This is a genomic window from Pseudonocardia sp. HH130629-09, assembly GCF_001294645.1.
Taxonomy (GTDB): Bacteria; Actinomycetota; Actinomycetes; order Mycobacteriales; family Pseudonocardiaceae; genus Pseudonocardia.
Genome location: NZ_CP011868.1, coordinates 2,129,396 through 2,145,740, shown reverse-complemented (window position 1 = coordinate 2,145,740; position 16,345 = coordinate 2,129,396). Strand labels below are relative to the sequence as shown.

Genomic DNA, 16,345 nt, shown 5'->3' with positions numbered 1-16,345 from the left:
CCCGAGGAGACAGCTCGATGACCAGCCCGACCCTGACGTCGCTGTCCCGGCGACGCCTGCTGGGCGGCGCGGCGGGACTCGCCGCGGCGGCCGTGCTCGCCGGCTGCGGCGGCCCCGCCGCAGCCCGCGACGCCGGTCCCCCGCGCCGCGGCGGCGTCCTGCGGGTGGGGGTGACCGGCGGCGGATCGTCGGACACCCTGGACCCGCACAGCCCCGCCACGAACCCCGACATCGCCCGCACGCTCAGCCTCTACGAGCCGCTGCTGCACTGGGACGACGCCTACACCCTGCAGCCCGCGGTCGCCGAGTCGGTGACGGCGGAGCCCGGGGCACGGGCCTGGACCGCGGTGATCCGCGCCGGCATCACCTTCCACGACGGCCGCCCGGTCACCCCGGACGACGTCGTCGCCACCTTCGCGCGGATCACCGACCCGGCCGACCCGAAGTCCGGGGCGTCGCAGTTCGGGATCCTCGACGACGTCGTCGTCGCCTCCGACCGGTCGGTGCGGTTCGTGCTGTCCGAGCCGTCCCCGATCTTCGACCAGTACCTGGCCGAGTACTCGTGCGGGATCGTCCCGGCCGACTTCTCGCTGGACAGGCCGGTCGGCACCGGGGCGTTCCGGTTCGCCTCGTTCACCCCCGGCCAGCAGAGCACGTTCGTCCGCCACGACGGCTACTGGCGCCCGGCCCAGCCGTATGTCGACCGCCTCGAGCTGATCAACTTCTCCGAGGACGACGCCCGGATCAACGCGCTGCTCTCCGGGCAGGTCGACGCGATCGACCAGGTCCCGCTGTCGCTGACCGAGGTGGTCGGCTCCTACGACTCGGTGCGGCTGCTGACCTCGGAGACCGGGTCGTGGCTGCCGTTCACCATGCGCGTCGACGTCGCCCCGTTCGACGACGTCCGGGTCCGCCAGGCACTGCGTCTGGTCACCGGCCGCGGCGAACTGGTCAACCAGGTGCTGTCCGGGCAGGGCACCGCCGGCGTCGACCTCTACGCCCGCTTCGACCCGGACTACCTCGACCCGTCCCGCGAGCAGGACCTCGCCCGGGCCCGCGACCTGCTCGCCGCGGCCGGGAAGCCGAACCTCGCGGTGGAGCTGGTGACCTCCCCGATCCAGGCCGGCACCGTCGAGTCCGCGCAGGTGTTCGCCACGCAGGCCCGCGGCGCCGGGATCGACGTCGGGCTGCGCCGGGTCGACACCTCCACCTTCTTCTCCGACCAGTACCTGCAGTGGGAGTTCGCGCAGAGCTTCTGGAACACCCGCAACTACCTGCCGCAGGCCTCCCAGTCCTCGATGCCCGACGCACCGTTCAACGAGACGCACTGGACCGACGCGCAGTACCAGGGCCTGGTCCGCCGGGCCCGGTCCGAGCTCGACGCCGGGCGGCGCGCCCAGCTGGTGCGCGCGGCGCAGCGGATCGAGTTCGACCGCGGCGGCTACCTGATCTGGGGCTTCCCGAACCGGGTGGACGCCCACCAGGCCTACGTCGGCGGCCTCGTCCCGAACCGCACCGGGCTGTCCCTGTCCGGCTACGAGTTCCGGAAGGCGTGGGTGGACGCATGAGCCCGCTCGTCCGCATGATCCTGCGGCGCCTCGCGCTGTCGGTGCTGATCCTGCTCGTCGTGTCGGTGCTGATCTTCGCCGCGACGCTGCTGCTGCCCGGCGACCCCGCCCGGGCCATCCTCGGCCAGCAGGCCACCCCGGAACGGGTGGCGGCGCTGACCGCGCAGCTGGGCCTCGACCGGCCCGCGCCCGAGCGCTATCTCACCTGGCTGGGCGGTGTCCTGACCGGTGACCTCGGCGTCTCCGCCGCCACCGGCGGCCCCGTGTCGGAGCTGCTCGGCGACCGGATCGGGGCCTCGGCGCTGCTGCTGGTGCTGACCGCGCTCGTCTCCACCCCGGTCGCGCTCGCGCTGGGCGCGCGGGCCGCGGTCCGGCGCGGCACCCGGACCGACTCCGCGGTGTCCGGGACCTCGCTGGTGTTGGCCGCGCTGCCGGAGTTCGTCATCGGCGTGCTGCTGGTCGTGCTGTTCGCGACGTCGGTGCTGCGGATCCTGCCGTCGGTGACGATCGCCCGGCCGGGCGAGCCGGTGTGGGCGCGACCCGAGCAGCTGGTGCTGCCGGTCGTGACGCTGGCGCTGGTGGTGATCCCCTACGTGGTGCGGATGACCCGCGCGACGCTGTCGGAGACCCTCGACGCCGGCTACGTCGAGATGGCCCGGCTCAAGGGGCTGCCCGAGCGCACCGTGCTGTTCCGGCACGCCGTGCCGCACACGATCGGCCCGGTCGCCCAGGTGATCGCCCTGCAGCTGGCCTGGCTGGCCGGGGGCGTGGTCGTCGTCGAGTTCCTGTTCCGCTACCCCGGGATCGGGCAGGCGCTGATCGACGCCGTCGCCAACCGGGACGTGCAGGTCGTGCAGGCGATCACGCTCGTCATCGCGGCGTTCTACGTCGTGGTGAACCTCGCCGCGGACGTCGCCGGGATCCTGGCCGACCCGCGGATCCGGCACTCCTCGACCGGAGGTCCCGCATGACCGCCCCGCCCACCCCGCCCACCCCGTCCGCGCCGTCCGTGCCCGCCGGCCTGCTGCGCCGCACCTTCCGCCGCCGGCAGGCGCGGATCGGAGCCGTCCTCACCGTCCTGGTCGTCGCGGTCGCGCTCCTCGGCCCGCTCATCGGGCCGCTGCTGACCGGCTACGGCGTCGACGACTTCGCCGGGCGGCCGTTCCGCGCCGAGGGCATCGCCGGCACCGACGACCTGGGCCGCGACGTGTTCACCCGGTTCCTCGCCGGCGGCGGTCCGGTGCTGCTCTACGCGCTGGCCGCGACCGCGATCGGCGTCGTCGGCGGGACGGCGCTGGGCATGCTCGCCGGCTACTCCGGCACCACCGGCAGCCGGCTGGACACGCTGATCATGCGGGGCGGCGACGTGCTGCTGTCGTTCCCGCAGCTGGTGCTGGCACTGCTCGCGGTCGCCGTGCTCGGCTCGTCGGGCTGGCTGCTGGTGCTCGTCATCGGCATCACCCACGTCCCGCGGGTCGCGCGCGTCGCCCGGCAGGCGACGCTGTCGGTCGCCGGGCAGGACTACGTGCAGGCCGCCCGGATGTACGGGATGCCCCGGCGGCGGATCCTCGCCACCGAGGTCCTGCCCAACATCACCGGCCCGCTGATGGTCGAGCTCGGCCTACGGCTGACCTACTCGATCGGCTACGTGGCGTCGCTGTCGTTCCTGGGACTGGGGGTGCAGCCGCCGGCGTCGGACTGGGGGCTGCAGATCAACGAGAACCGGATCGCGCTGATCGTCACGCCGTGGGGGGTGCTGCTGCCGGTGCTCGCGATCGCGGTCCTCACCGTCGGCACGAACATGATCACCGATGCGCTGGCGAAGGAGTCCGCGGACACGACGGGGGGCGGGGCATGAGCCAGACACCGACGATCGAGTGCACGGGGCTGCGGGTCTCGACGACCCACGGCCGCGAGGTGCTGCACGGCGTGGACTGGGCCGTCGCACCGGGCGAGATCCTGGCCCTGGTCGGCGAGTCCGGGTCCGGCAAGACCACCGCGGCGCTGGCCGCGCTCGGCCACTTCCGCGCCGGGCTGACCCACACCGGCGGGACGATGCGCTTCGCCGGGCACACCGAGTCCCACGACGACCTGCTCACGCTGCCCGCGGCGACGCTGCGCGGGATCCGGGGTCGGCTGGTCTCCTACGTGCCGCAGGACCCGGCGCTGTCGCTGAACCCGGTGCTGCGCATCGGGCCGCAGGTCGCGGAGGTCCTCACCGCACACGGCTGGGAGGGTGACGTGGCCGCCCGGGTGCGGGAGGTGCTGACCGACGTCGGGCTGCCCGGCGACGACGCCTTCGCCGACCGCTACCCGCACCAGCTCTCCGGCGGGCAGCAGCAGCGGGTCGGGATCGCGGCGGCGTTCGTGCACCGGCCCGACGTGGTGGTGCTCGACGAGCCGACGACCGGGCTGGACGTCACCACCCAGGACCTGGTGCTCGACACCGTGCGCGAGCTGGTGACCCGTTCCGGGACCGCCGCGCTCTACATCACCCACGACCTCGCCGTCGTCGCCGGGCTGGCCGACCGGGTCGCGGTCATGCAGGCCGGCGAGGTCGTCGAGACCGGAACCGTGCGCGCGGTGCTCACCGCGCCGGAGCACCCCTACACCCGGGCGCTGATCGCGGCGGTGCCGGACCTGCACCGGGAGACCGGGCGGGAGCCGGCACCGGCCGGGGAACCGGTGCTGCGGGTGCGCGGCGCCGGGAAGCGCTACGACGACCGCCCCGTGCTCGACGGCGTCGACCTGCACCTGGCCGCCGGGGAGTGCCTGATGCTGCTGGGCGAGTCCGGGTCGGGGAAGACCACCTTGGCCCGTGGCCTGTCCGGGCTGCTGACCCTCGACGCGGGCGAGCTGAGCCTGCACGGCGAGGCGCTCGCCACCCCACGCAGCTACGCCCAGCTGCGCAGCGTGCAGTACGTGTTCCAGAGCCCGTTCGCGTCGCTGAACCCGCGGCGCACCGTCGCGAGCTCACTGGAGGTGCCGCTGCGGCACCTCACCGACCTCGACGCCGACGCACGCAGGGCCCGGGTGCTGGACATGCTGCGCCAGGTGCGGCTCGACGAGTCCTTCGCCCACCGCTACCCGGGCGGGCTGTCCGGCGGTGAGCGTCAGCGCGCGGCGATCGCACGTGCCCTGGTCACCGCCCCGGACGTGCTGGTGTGCGACGAGGTCACCTCGGCGCTGGACGTGTCGGTGCAGGCCTCGATCGTCGAGCTGCTGGCGACGGTCCGCCGCGAGCTGGGCACCGCGATGCTGTTCGTGACGCACAACATCGCCCTCGCCCGGGAGGTCGCGGACCGGATCGCGGTGCTGCAGCAGGGCCGGATCGTCGAGCAGGGCACGGTGGACGAGGTCCTCACCGACCCGCAGCACGACTACACCCGCACCCTGCTGCAGCACACACCCTCGATGACGGCCGTGCGGTGACGGCAGTTCGGGCGTGCCCGCTCAGGCGAAGTCGAGGACCTGCTCGGCCTCGAGCCGCGGCAGCCGCGGGTGCCAGGCGTCCGGGCCGGGGTGGCCCAGGTTGACCACCAGCAGCGCGCGGTGCCGGCCGCCGGGGAAGAACTCCTCGGTGACGGCGACGGCGTCGAAGCCGGCCATCGGGCCGGTCGCGAGGCCGTGGGCACGGGCCGCGAGCAGGAGGTAGCCGATCTGCAGCGACGCGTTGAACCGGGCCATCGGCTCGCGGCCCTCGCGACCCTGGGACTCCAGTCCCTCGCGGAAGCCGGGCTTGACCGGGAACGTGGTGTCCGAGTGCTCGTGGAAGTCCAGGTCGGCGGCCAGGATCGCGACGACCGGGGCGGCCTGGGACTTGGCCTGGTTGCCCTCGGCGAGCAGCGGCACCAGACGGGCCTTGCCCTCGTCGCTGCGGACGAACGTCACGCGCAGCGGCTGGGTGTTGGCCGCGGTCGGCGGCCACTGCGCCAGGTCCCACACCGCGCGGAGCGTCTCGTCGGTGACGGGCTCGTCGGTGAAGGTGGTGGCGGTGCGGGCCTCGGTGAACAGCGCGGCGCGGCCGGCTTCGTCGAGACGGGGCAGGAGCACCGGGGAAGCGGTCTCAGCAGTCACGGAACGTAGAGCGTTCAACGACTTCGCCCGCATTCCCCGTTGCGCCGTGACACGAGTCACGTGCTGCGGTCACCCGGTGGCGTGGACGCCCCAGCGCAGCACCTGCGTCTCGCCCGGGACCAGCTCGATCAGGTCGGTGCCCGAGTTCAGCGCGTCCGGCGGGCAGGTCATCGGCTCGACCGCGATCGCCCGCGACGGCGTGACGACCCCGTCCGGGCCCTGGCGCGGGAAGTCCGACGGGGTGAAGACCTGCACCCAGCCGAACGCCGCGTCGGCCCACAGCTCGGTGCCGCCGCCGTCGCGGGCCCCGACGCGGTGCCGGACCCGACCGTCGGCGCCGCCGTCCGGGCCGTCGCCGGGCGTGCAGCCGCCGAACGCGCCGTCCAGGACGAGGCCGGCGAGCTTCGTGCGGGACATCGGGGCGGGCAGCGGCGCCGGCGGGCCGTCGGGCAGCTGCTCGCGCAGCGGCAGCTCGGTCCGCGCGGACAGGGTGAGCTCCAGCTCGTCGGTCGGGACGTCACCGACCCGCAGGTACGGGTGGAACCCCAGGCCGAACGGGACGGGCGCGTCCCCGAGGTTCTCCACCTCGGTGGTCACGGTGAGCCCGTCGCGGCCGACGGCGTAGGTCACCGTGAGCCGTACCGGCTGCGGCCAGCCGGGCTGCACCGGCGCGACGGCGGTCAGGGTGATCCGGTCCCCCGCCCGCTCCACCGGTGTCCACGGCACGTGCCGCAGCAGGCCGTGGATGGCGTTGCCGGCGTCGGGCTCGGTCAGCGCGAGCCGGTGGCGGGTCCCGCGATGGGTCCAGACACCGCCGCGGACCCGGTTCGGCCAGGGCGCGAGCACCGCCCCGGAGCCCTTCGGCGGGCGTGCCATGGGCGGGTGCGGCTCGATCCGGACCCGGCCGCCCTGGGAGAACCCGGCCAGCGCCGCCCCGACCTCGTCGACCTCGGCCCGGGAGTCGCCGCTCACGATCACGAACCGTTCACCGCACGCGTCCACGTCGGTGAGTCTCCGTGATCGCTCCGTTCAGCCGGCCAGCGGGGTGGCGCGGGCAGTGTCGGGGTCGCCGACGACCTCGACCGGGGCGGGCGGCCCCAGCTCGGCGACGGTGAACGCGACGCCCGCGTCGCGGGCGAGCCCCACGACGTGCTCGTGGTGGGTGAACAGCAGCACCTGCGCGGTTGCGGCCAGCTCCCCCAGCACGGCGACGGCGGCGGCGCCGCGCTCGTCGTCGAAGGTCATGAGGACGTCGTCGAACACGACCGGCACCGTCGGCAGCCCGGCGGCGACCCGGTCGGCCTGCAGCTGCTCGATCCCGGCCAGACGCAGCGCGAGGTGCACCTGGTCGGCGGTGCCCTCCGAGAGCCGGGTCGGGGCGAGCTCCTCGCCGTCGGCGCGCACCGCGACCAGGCTGCGTCCTGCGCCGCCCGCCTCGGCCGGGGGCCGCAGCGCGACGAACCGGCCGCCGGTGAGGTGTTCGAGCACCACCCCGGCGCGGACCAGCAGCGGGGAGGCGTGGCTGCGCTCGTAGGCCTCCAGCTCGCGGCGCAGGATCTCGCGCTGCAGGTGCAGCACCAGGTAGCGCTCCGCGGCGTCGGCGACACCGGCCAGCTCGGACTGGGCCCGGGCGTGCAGCTCGGCGGCCCCCTCGGCCTCCTCCAGCTCGCGGCGCCGGGCCCGCAGCCCGCCCAGCTGCTCGCGCACCTCGTCCTGCTCGGCGCCGAGGTCCCGCTCGTGGGTCTCGGCCCGGTCGAGCGCCTCGGTCAGCGCGCCGGGCTCGGTGTCCGGGGCGGCAGCGACCAGCTCGGCGGCATCGAGGTCGGGGGCGGCGGCAGCCAGCAGCCGCTCCTGCTCGGCGATGCGGACGTCGAGCCCGGCGACGTGCGCGCCGCGCTGCGCCGCGGCCTCCAGCCCGCCCGGCTCCGGGGCCTCGGTCAGCGCCAGCTCGACGGCGAGCCGGTCCAGCACCGCGGTGGCCGCGGCCGCGCTGCGGGCGGCCCGGGTGACGTCGTCCTCGGCGGCAGCGATGCCGTCGTCGAGGTGGCCGGCCGACACCGCGGCCTTGGTGACCTCGCGGACGCGGTCGGCGAGCTCGCCGAGCCGGTCCGCGGCCGCAGTGCCGGTCGGTGCGGGCTCCAGGTGCCGCTCCACCAGCGCGGCGACGGCCCGGACGTGGGCGGCGACGGCGCGCTCCAGACGGCGGGCCTCCTCGTCGTCCTGGCGGGCGAGCGCCCCCGCGGTGCGGGCGTCGGCGACGGTGTCGCGGCGGGTGTCCCAGCCCGCGGGCTCCAGATCGGTGGGCAGCCCGGCGCCGCGCAGCGCGAACCGCCAGCGCTGGGTGGCCAGCTCCCGTTCGTGGCGGGCGGCGTCGGCAGCTCCCCCGGCGCGTTCGGCCTCGCTGCGCAGCCGGGCCAGCAGCACCCGCCGGTCCCGGGCGTGCTCGGCCTCGGTGGCGAGGTCGGCGGCCGCGACGAGCAGCACGTCCAGCGGGGCGCCGTCACGCGGGCGCCCGGCCGCGGTGAGCGCGGAGCCCAGCGCCCGTTCCTGTACCTCGGCCTGGTCGCGCAGCCGGGCCAGGCGCTCGTCGGCGCGCGCGGCGTCGTCCTCTGCACGGGCGGCCTCGGCCAGCGTGGCGACGACGGCGTCGGCGTCGTCCGGTTCCGGGACGGCGACGCCGTGCGCCCGCCACAGCGTCGCCCAGGCCGCGCCGGCGGAGGCGGTGCGCTCCCCGGCCGCGGCGGAGGTGGCCGCGGTGCGGGCGGCCTCGGCGTCGGCGGTGTCGAGCTCGGCGTCGCGGTGGGCCAGCTCCGCGACCCGGTCCGCGGAGGCGATCATGTCGTCGGCCACCCGGTCGGCCCCGGCGAGCGCGGCGGACAGCCTGCCCGCGGCCGCGGCGCCGCCGCCCGGCCCCGCGGCGAGCAGCTGCTCCAGCGCGGTGTCGCGGGCGGCGCGGGCCGCGGCGAGCGCGTCCGCGCCGACCGGGCGGCCGTCGGCGGCCACCCCGTCGCGGGCGGCCCGGGCGCGGTGCGCGCGGTCCGCGGCGTCCGCTGCGGCCCGCTCGGCTCCGCGCTGGTCCTGCTCGGCGATGCGCAGTGCGGCCCGCAGCTCCCGGACCTCGCGGCGCGGCGGGGCCAGCACTCCGCGACCGTCGACCCCGCGACCGTCGACGGCGGGGCCGTCGGGGGTGCCGCGGTACCCGGCCGCGGCGAGCGCCTCGGCGCGCCGGGTGCGGGCGCCGTCGCGGTCGGCGACGGCGGTGCGGCACAGCGCTGCGGCGGAGCCCTCGGCCTCGATCGCCCGGCGGACCTCGGCGACCCGGCCGACCCGGTCGGCGTCGAGACCGCCCGGGACGTCGGCCACCTCGCGGACCTCGGCGAGCGCGTCGGTGTGCAGCCGCTCCGCGCGGGTCTGCTCGGCGAGCGCCTCGGTGAGGCGGCGGGCGTGCTCGTCGAGGTCGCGGGCCCGGTCGGCCGGCAGGTGGACGGCGGCGAGCCGGTCGGCGGGGCTGCGCCCGTCCTCGGCGACCAACCCGGCCAGCGCGGTCTCGGCGCGCCGGTGGGCCTCGGCGGCGTCGGCGCGCAGCCGGGCCGCCCGCTCGGCGTCGGCGCGGCGGGCCTGGGCAGCGGACTCCAGCTCGCGGACCCGGGTGGCGTCGGCGAGCAGGTCCTCGTCGAGGTCGAGCTCGGCGCGGCGGGCCCGCAGCGCGTCGGCGGTGGCACGGTGCTCGTCGCGGGCGGTCTCGGCGTCGGCCAGCGCGGCGGTGGCGTGGGTGTACTCCTCCAGCGAGGCCGCGTCGAGGGCGGCGCCGGTCGCGCAGAGGGCGGCGCGTTCGGCGCGCAGCGCGGCCAGCTCCCGGGCCGGGTCGTGGCCGCGGACGGCCTGCCGGGCCCGGTCCGCGGCTCCCGCCGCTCCGCGACGGGTACGGGTCAGCTCCGCGGCGCGGCGTTCCAGCCGGGCGATCTCCTCGGCCAGCGCGGTGACCTCGCCGGCCCGCGACACCCGCTCCCCCACGGCCTTCTCGGTCTCGGTGAACCGGGCGAACGCCGCGCGCACCTCGACCGACCGGTTGCCCCGGTGGTCCTTGAACAGGGCGTCGGCCTCGGTGTCCAGCGCGGCGATCAGGGCGCGGGCGTCGCGGCCACTGCGGGCGGTGAAGACCAGCTCGGCGAGGTCCCCCTCCCCCGCGCACAGTGCCCGGCCACCCTCGCGCAGCTCCTCGTGGCCGAGCCCGAAGCCCTCCCGCCAGCGACGCCGGGCGTCGGCACCGGACTCACCCCAGGGCGCGTCGGCGACGGCTCCGGTGTCGTCGTGCAGGCCGCGGGTGGTGCGGCGCAGCACGGTCTCGGCCCCCGCACCGCCCGCACCGGTGACCCGGGCCGAGACGGCCAGCCGCGACGGGCCGACGGCGTAGGCGTGGCGCACCGGGCGGGGCATCCCCCACAGCAGGTCGGAGAGGGCGTCGAGCAGGGTGGTCTTGCCGGCCTCGTTGGGCCCGGACACGATCGTCAGACCGTCGCCGAGGGTCAGCTCGCGGCCCTCGTAGGCGCCGTAGCGCTCCAGGACCAGGGTGCGCAGCCGCGCGGTCGTGCTCACGACCCGGCCATCCGGGCCAGCAGCTGCTGCTCGGCCTGGCGGGCCAGCGCGGCGAGGCGCTCGTCGTCGCGCAGGTCCAGCAGGCCCGCCTCGCGCAGCCGGCGGCCGACCTCGCGTTCCAGCGGGGCGGCGAGCTCGCGGATGCGGTCCGGCTCGGCGGCCAGGCCGGCCGCGGCGGCGGACACCGCGGCGGTCAGCTCCGGGTCGACGGCGAGCGCCCCGGCGGGCGGGCGGGTGCGGTTGCGGACCTTCTCCAGCACCGCGCCGCACCGCTCGGCGATCAGCTCGATCTCGGTGCGGACCCCCTCGGCGGAGGTCAGGTCCTGGGCGGCGGGCCCGGCGCCGTGCAGCGTGACCTGGGCGACGACGGTGCGCGGCGCGGCGGCGGCGCAGCGGTCACGCAGCGCGGCGGCGACGGCGTCGTAGACGTCGTCGGCGCCGTCGAGCCCGGCGATGTCGACCTCGACCAGCTCCCAGCGGGCGACGTCGAGGACCAGGGGGGTGACCGTCGCGGCCGCACCCGGTGCGGCGTCGACGAGCAGCGCGCCCTTGGCCCCGCGCTCCTGGGGATGGCGGCCTTGCAGGTTCCCGGAGAACCAGGCGCCCGCGCAGACCTGCTGCTGCTCGTGGACGTGGCCGAGGGCGAAGTACTCGTAGCCGCAGCCGGACAGGTCCTCCGGGCGGCACGGGGCGTAGGTGTCGTGCCGGTCGTCGCCCTGTACCGAGGTGTGCAGCAGGCCCACGTTGACCAGGCCGGGGATCCGGTCCGGGTAGGCGGGGACCAGGTTCTCCAGCACCGCGCGGCGGGCGAAGCCCTGGCCGTGCACGGCCAGGCCACGGTCGTCGTCGATGACGGTCTCGGGGTGCTCGACCGAGAGGCGGTGGGTGTTCGGCGGGAGCCGCAGCGACCGGGTGATCTCCGACTCGGCGTCGTGGTTGCCGCTGATGAGGAACACCGGGACGCCCTCGTCGTGCAGCCGGGAGAGCTGACGGACGAAGAACGCGCCGGTCGCGTAGTCCTTCCAGTCGCCGTCGTAGACGTCGCCGGCCAGCACCAGCGCCTCGGCCCGGGAGTCGACGACGGCGTCGACCAGGTTCTCGCAGGCCCGCCGGGTCGCTGCGCGCAACGTCGTCGCGAGCTCGCCGTCGCCGAGCCTCGACAGCCCGCGCAGCGGGCTGTCGAGGTGCAGGTCGGCGGCGTGCACCAGGCGCAAGGGGACTCCAACCGGTCGTGGCTCGGGCGACGGCCGAGTCTAGGGCGGGTCCCCGCCGGGAGACGCGAGCGACACCGCCGAACCGGTTGCGGACGACGAACCCGCAGCTCAGGTGGGGCGCGCCACAGAGCGGCGCGGGTCACGTTCCGGTGTCCGGATCATGGCCGGCGGGTGGATCCTGACGTCCCGATCCCGCGAGCCACGAGGTCGAGCCCCGATGATCCTGCTCTGCGAGCGCTGCTACTCCCCCGTCGACGCCGCGACCGAGCGCGTCTACCGGTTGTCCCACATCGAGTCGGCCGACGCGGCCGGCGAGGTGACCTGGCGCGAGGCCGTCGTGCACGTCGCGTCCTGCGTCCCCGCGGGCACCGTCGTCCCGACCGAGCGGCGCGCGGCGTGATCCGCGACGCGCTGTGCGAGCGCTGCCTCAACCCGATCGACCCCACGGCCGAGCCACTGCGGGTGCGCTCCCACGGCGGTGCGGCGCCGGACGGCGGGCCCGCGCGCAGCTTCGTGCACGCCCTGCCGTGCGCCCGCCCGGACACCGGGGACTGGGACCACGGGCGGCGCGGCCTGTCCCCGGCCGCGGCGGTGCACGCAGCGGCACGCGCCGACCACCGCTGACCGGGCGCTCAGTCGTCGCGGCGGGCGCCGTCGTCCTCCTGGAAGACGTCCGGCACGCCGTCGTGGTCGTCGTCGCGGGTCTCGATCTCCTCGATCCGCCGGTAGTGGGCGTTGCGGGCGCGCAGCACCACGGCCGCGAGCAACGCCGCGAGCAGCGACCCGCCGAGCACACCGATCTTGACGTGGTCGTCCTGCGGGGTCCCGGCGCCGAAGGACAGCTCCCCGACGAGCAGGGACACGGTGAACCCGATCCCGGCGAGCTGGGCGAGCCCGAGCAGGTCCCACCAGGACAGGTCGTCGGACAGCTCGGCCCGGGTGCACCGCTGCACCAGCCAGGTCGCGCCGAGCACGCCCGCGGTCTTGCCCAGCACCAGGCCCGCGACGATGCCGACGGCGACGGTGTCGGCCAGGGCGGCACCGATCCCCCCGCCGTCGCCGCCGACGACGGTCACCCCGGCGGCGAAGAACGCGAACACCGGCACCGCGAAGCCGGCCGACAGCGGACGCCAGCGGTGCTCGAAGTGCTCCGACAGCGACACCCCCTGCACCCGACGCCGCCCGAGGACCGGCACGGCGAAGCCGAGCAGCACACCGGCGACCGTGGCGTGCACCCCGGAGGAGTGCACGAGCACCCAGGTGAGCGCGGCGAGCGGCAGCAGCACCCACCAGGAACGGATCCCGCGCTGCACCGCGAGGGTGAACAGGGCGAGCGGCACGAGGGAGCCGAGCAGCGCGGGGACCGACAGCTGGTCGGTGTAGAAGACCGCGATGATCGTGATGGCCAGCAGGTCGTCGACGACGGCGAGGATGAGCAGGAAGGTCCGCAGCGCGGTCGGCAGGTGGGCGCCGATCACGGCGAGCACCGCGAGGGCGAAGGCGATGTCGGTGGCCGTCGGGATGGCCCAGCCGACCAGGGCACCGGGGTTCGCGAGGTTGATCGCGACGTAGACCAGGGCGGGCACCGCCATCCCGCCGACGGCCGCGGCGACCGGCAGCAGCGCCGTGCGCGGGTTCCGCAGGTCCCCGGCCAGGAACTCGCGCTTGAGCTCCAGCCCGACGACGAAGAAGAAGACCGCCAGCAGCCCGTCCGCCGCCCAGGTGGCCAGCGAGAGGTCGAGGTGCAGCGCGGCCGGGCCGATCCGGAACCCGGCGAGCGCGGTGTAGGCCTCGCGCCACGGCGAGTTGGCCAGCAGCAGCGCGACCGCGGCCGCGGTCACGAGCAGGACGCCGCCGATGGTCTCGGTGCGCAGCACGTCGGCGACCCGGCGGGCTCGGCGCCACGGTCCGCGGGGGAACAGGCGACGGGGGGTGGAGTTCACGGGGCTGGTGTTCACGGGGCTCCGGGGAGGTCGGGCGGGCAGGAGACATCGCTCGCCGACCAGACTTCCCGGCACACCGGAGGGTGATGATAACGGTCGCCGGTGCCGGTGTCTGCCCGATCGAGGCCCACACCACCCCGGGCCCCGGCACCCGGGGGCGACCCCCTCGTGCGTCCCCGGGCGTCAGGATCGCGTCAGGGTCGGGCCCGTCCGTGCCGCCGCAGCCGCACCATGACGCGGTGAGCGACATCGTCGGAGCGACCCTGGTCCTGGTCTACGTGGCGTTGGCCGTGCTGGCCGCCCGGGCCGTGCTGTGCTCCCCGCGCCGTCGGGGCAGCGCCGCGGCGGCCGCGGCCAGCCCGCGGATCCGGTCGACGTCGCCGGCGGCGACGGCGTCGGCCGGAGTGAGCCAGGAGCCGCCGACGCAGGACACGTTGGGCAGCGCGAGGTAGTCCGGCGCCGAGTCGACGGTGACCCCGCCGGTCGGGCAGAACCGCAGGTCCGGCAGCGGCCCGGCGACGGCTTTCAGGAACGGGCGCCCGCCCGCCGCCTCGGCCGGGAAGAACTTGCACGCGGTGTGTCCGCGCTCGGCGACGGCCATCATCTCCGAGATGGTCGCGGTGCCGGGGAGGAAGTCCAGTCCGGAGTCCTCCATCGCGTCGAGCAGCCGCGGCGTCGCGCCGGGGCTGACCAGGAAGCGGGCGCCCGCCTCGACCGAGGCGCGCACGTCGTCGGGGGTGCGGACGGTCCCGGTGCCGACGACGGCATCGGGCACCTCGGCCGCGATCCGGCGGACGCCCTCGAGCGCGGCCGGGGTCCGCAGGGTCACCTCGATGACCGGCAGCCCGCCGTCGGCCAGGGCGCGGGCGAGCGGGACGGCCGTCGCGGCGTCGTGCAGCACGACGACGGGGACGACGGGGGCCAGCTCCAGCAGCTTCTCGCTCATGGAGTCCTCTCGGTAGGGCAGGGCGGCTCAGTAGGGCAGGGCGACGGTCGCGCCGGCGTCGGCGGGTCCGACGGCCGCCCGGAACGCGCCGAACAGCTCGCGACCGGTGCCGGTCGTCGGACCGGAGGGGCGGGTGGGCCGGGCGGGCTCGCGGGCGTCGAACTCGTCGGCGTCGACCAGCAGGGACAGCGTGCCGTTCAGGGTGTCCAGACGTACCAGGTCGCCGTCGCGGACGCTGCGCAGCGGTCCGCCCTGTGCGGCCTCCGGGGTGACGTGCAGTGCGGCCGGGACCTTGCCCGAGGCACCGGACATGCGGCCGTCGGTGACGATCGCGACCTGGTGGCCGCGGTCCTGCAGCAGCCCCAGCGCGGGGGTCAGCTTGTGCAGCTCGGGCATGCCGTTGGCACGCGGGCCCTGGTAGCGCACGACGGCGACCAGGTCGCGCCCGTCGAGCTCGCCCGCGGCGAACGCCGCCAGTAGGTCGTCCTGGTCGTCGAAGACCACGGCCGGTGCCTCGACGACGCGGTGGTCGGGCTCTACGGCGGAGGTCTTGACCACCGACCGGCCGAGGTCGCCGTGCAGCACGCGTAGCCCGCCGTCCGGGGAGAAGGGGTCGGCGACCGAGCGGAGCACCGACTTGTCCAGGCTCTCCGTGGGTCCCTCGCGCCAGACGAGGACGCCGGTGTCGCTGCTGATGCCGCTGCCGCTTCCGGTGTCGCTTCCGGTGTCGAGGAAGGGCTCGCGGGTGTACCGGCGCAGGCCGGGGCCGTCGACGGTGCGGACGTCGTCGTGGGCGAGGCCGTGGTCGAGCAGCTCGCGGACCAGCAGCGCCGTGCCGCCCGCGGCGTGGAAGTGGTTCACGTCCGCGGAGCCGTTGGGGTAGATCCGGGCCAGCAGCGGCACCACCGCGGACAGGTCCGAGAAGTCGTCCCAGGTGATCTGCACGCCCGCGGCGGCGGCCATCGCGACCAGGTGCATCGTGTGGTTGGTGGAGCCGCCGGTGGCCAGCAGCGCGACAATCCCGTTGATCACGGCCTTCTCGTCGACGACGGCGCCCATCGCCCGGTCCGGGTCCCCCGCGGCGTCGAGTGCGCGGCGGGCGACCCCGTCGGTCAGGGCGTCGCGCAGCGCGGTGCCGGGGTTGACGAACGACGACCCCGGCAGGTGCAGGCCCATGACCTCCATCAGCAGCTGGTTGGAGTTCGCGGTGCCGAAGAAGGTGCAGGTCCCGGGGCCGTGGTAGCTGGCCGACTCGGCCCGGAGCAGCTCGGCGCGGTCGGCCTCGCCCGCGGCGAACGCCTGCCGGACGCGGGCCTTGTCCTTGTTCGGCAGGCCGGAGGTCATCGGGCCGGCCGGGGCGAGCAGCACCGGCAGGTGACCGAAGGACAGCGCCCCCATCACCAGCCCGGGGACGATCTTGTCGCAGACCCCGAGCAAGACGGCGGCGTCGAACATGTCGTGGCTCAGCGCGATCGCGGTGGACATCGCGATGACGTCGCGGGAGAACAGCGACAGCTCCATGCCGGCGCGGCCCTGGGTGATCCCGTCGCACATGGCGGGGACCCCGCCGGCGACCTGGGCGACCCCGCCCGCGGCACGGGCCGCGGCCTTGATCCGCGCCGGGTAGGTCTCGAACGGCTGGTGGGCCGAGAGCATGTCGTTGTAGGCGGTGACGATGCCGATGTTCCGGGCGGGCGACGCGGTGAGCGTCAGCTTGTCCGGGCCGCACGCGGCGACGGCGTGGGCGAGGTTGGCGCATCCGAGGTCGGCGCGGCCGGGACCGGCGGCGGGCCCCGCGGCGGCGGCCGCACGGATGCGCTCGAGGTAGGCGGATCGGGTGGTGGCCGAGCGGGCGACGACCCGCCGGGTGACGGCGTCGACGACGGGATGCAGCGGCACGGAAGCGGTCACGGTACGTCGATCTCCAGAGGGTGGGGGGCCTGGCGAACCGTTCGATAAGCACTCTATCGACTGTCTTATGTACTCACAAGACGTTAGAGC

General features: G+C 75.9%; 13 protein-coding genes. 6 read left to right on the top strand and 7 right to left on the bottom strand.

Annotated features, from left to right (window positions below; all coding sequences use genetic code 11):
- The first annotated feature begins 17 nt into the window (after window positions 1-17).
- Genes XF36_RS09865 through XF36_RS09850 form a run of 4 tightly spaced genes read left to right on the top strand, consistent with a single transcriptional unit; the run spans window position 18 to window position 5,000 of the window.
- Window positions 18-1,568 carry an ABC transporter substrate-binding protein gene (locus XF36_RS09865; protein WP_060711765.1) on the top strand — a complete coding sequence of 517 codons (1,551 nt, stop codon included), beginning with the start codon at window positions 18-20 and terminating at the stop codon, window positions 1,566-1,568.
- The gene (locus XF36_RS09860) at window positions 1,565-2,539 is read left to right on the top strand and encodes an ABC transporter permease (RefSeq protein WP_060711764.1); all 975 of its coding nucleotides are present in this window, start codon (window positions 1,565-1,567) and stop codon (window positions 2,537-2,539) included. Before XF36_RS09865 ends, XF36_RS09860 begins: the two co-directional genes overlap by 4 nt.
- Complete coding sequence (locus tag XF36_RS09855; RefSeq protein ID WP_060711763.1) at window positions 2,536-3,426, top strand: ABC transporter permease; 891 nt, start codon at window positions 2,536-2,538, stop codon at window positions 3,424-3,426. The genes XF36_RS09860 and XF36_RS09855 overlap by 4 nt, the downstream gene beginning before the upstream one ends.
- The gene (locus XF36_RS09850) at window positions 3,423-5,000 is read left to right on the top strand and encodes an ATP-binding cassette domain-containing protein (protein WP_060711762.1); all 1,578 of its coding nucleotides are present in this window, start codon (window positions 3,423-3,425) and stop codon (window positions 4,998-5,000) included. The genes XF36_RS09855 and XF36_RS09850 overlap by 4 nt, the downstream gene beginning before the upstream one ends.
- 21 nt (window positions 5,001-5,021) lie before the next feature.
- On the opposite strand, the gene XF36_RS09845 is transcribed toward XF36_RS09850, so the two are convergent.
- The 4 genes from XF36_RS09845 to XF36_RS09830 form a co-directional block, all read right to left on the bottom strand.
- Window positions 5,022-5,621 carry a malonic semialdehyde reductase gene (locus tag XF36_RS09845; protein ID WP_060711761.1) on the bottom strand — a complete coding sequence of 200 codons (600 nt, stop codon included), beginning with the start codon at window positions 5,619-5,621 and terminating at the stop codon, window positions 5,022-5,024.
- A gap of 93 nt (window positions 5,622-5,714) precedes the next feature.
- The gene (locus tag XF36_RS09840; RefSeq protein WP_238589200.1) at window positions 5,715-6,617 is read right to left on the bottom strand and encodes an aldose 1-epimerase family protein; all 903 of its coding nucleotides are present in this window, start codon (window positions 6,615-6,617) and stop codon (window positions 5,715-5,717) included.
- A gap of 57 nt (window positions 6,618-6,674) precedes the next feature.
- Window positions 6,675-10,241, bottom strand: coding sequence for an AAA family ATPase (locus XF36_RS09835; RefSeq protein WP_060711759.1), 3,567 nt, complete (start codon window positions 10,239-10,241; stop codon window positions 6,675-6,677).
- Entirely contained in the window at window positions 10,238-11,446 is a 1,209-nt protein-coding gene (locus XF36_RS09830; protein ID WP_238589312.1) for a metallophosphoesterase family protein, read from the bottom strand. The genes XF36_RS09835 and XF36_RS09830 overlap by 4 nt, the downstream gene beginning before the upstream one ends.
- 226 nt (window positions 11,447-11,672) lie before the next feature.
- Between XF36_RS09830 and XF36_RS09825 the strand changes: the two genes are divergently transcribed.
- The gene (locus XF36_RS09825) at window positions 11,673-11,855 is read left to right on the top strand and encodes a hypothetical protein (RefSeq protein WP_060711757.1); all 183 of its coding nucleotides are present in this window, start codon (window positions 11,673-11,675) and stop codon (window positions 11,853-11,855) included.
- A complete protein-coding gene (locus XF36_RS09820; RefSeq protein ID WP_060711756.1) occupies window positions 11,852-12,079 on the top strand; it encodes a hypothetical protein in 228 nt (75 codons plus the stop codon). The genes XF36_RS09825 and XF36_RS09820 overlap by 4 nt, the downstream gene beginning before the upstream one ends.
- Window positions 12,080-12,087: 8 nt before the next feature.
- Here the strand turns inward: XF36_RS09820 and nhaA are convergent, their stop codons facing one another.
- The 3 genes from nhaA to edd form a co-directional block, all read right to left on the bottom strand.
- Window positions 12,088-13,413 carry a Na+/H+ antiporter NhaA gene (nhaA, locus tag XF36_RS09815; RefSeq protein WP_060711755.1) on the bottom strand — a complete coding sequence of 442 codons (1,326 nt, stop codon included), beginning with the start codon at window positions 13,411-13,413 and terminating at the stop codon, window positions 12,088-12,090.
- 259 nt (window positions 13,414-13,672) lie between these two features.
- Entirely contained in the window at window positions 13,673-14,344 is a 672-nt protein-coding gene (gene eda / locus XF36_RS09810) for a bifunctional 4-hydroxy-2-oxoglutarate aldolase/2-dehydro-3-deoxy-phosphogluconate aldolase (RefSeq protein WP_060711754.1), read from the bottom strand.
- A gap of 27 nt (window positions 14,345-14,371) precedes the next feature.
- On the bottom strand, window positions 14,372-16,255 hold the full coding sequence (gene edd, locus XF36_RS09805; RefSeq protein WP_060711753.1) for a phosphogluconate dehydratase: 1,884 nt from the start codon (window positions 16,253-16,255) through the stop codon (window positions 14,372-14,374).
- Between the last annotated feature and the right edge of the window lie 90 nt (window positions 16,256-16,345).

What these genes read in the sequence shown, in the direction of transcription:
- XF36_RS09855 (WP_060711763.1), top strand. Translation starts at nt 2,536, where the DNA reads ATGACCGCCCCGCCCACCCCGCCCACCCCGTCCGCGCCGTCCGTGCCC.
- XF36_RS09825 (WP_060711757.1), top strand. Translation starts at nt 11,673, where the DNA reads ATGATCCTGCTCTGCGAGCGCTGCTACTCCCCCGTCGACGCCGCGACC.
- XF36_RS09865 (WP_060711765.1), top strand. Translation starts at nt 18, where the DNA reads ATGACCAGCCCGACCCTGACGTCGCTGTCCCGGCGACGCCTGCTGGGC.
- eda (WP_060711754.1), bottom strand. Translation starts at nt 14,344, where the DNA reads ATGAGCGAGAAGCTGCTGGAGCTGGCCCCCGTCGTCCCCGTCGTCGTG.
- XF36_RS09850 (WP_060711762.1), top strand. Translation starts at nt 3,423, where the DNA reads ATGAGCCAGACACCGACGATCGAGTGCACGGGGCTGCGGGTCTCGACG.
- XF36_RS09860 (WP_060711764.1), top strand. Translation starts at nt 1,565, where the DNA reads ATGAGCCCGCTCGTCCGCATGATCCTGCGGCGCCTCGCGCTGTCGGTG.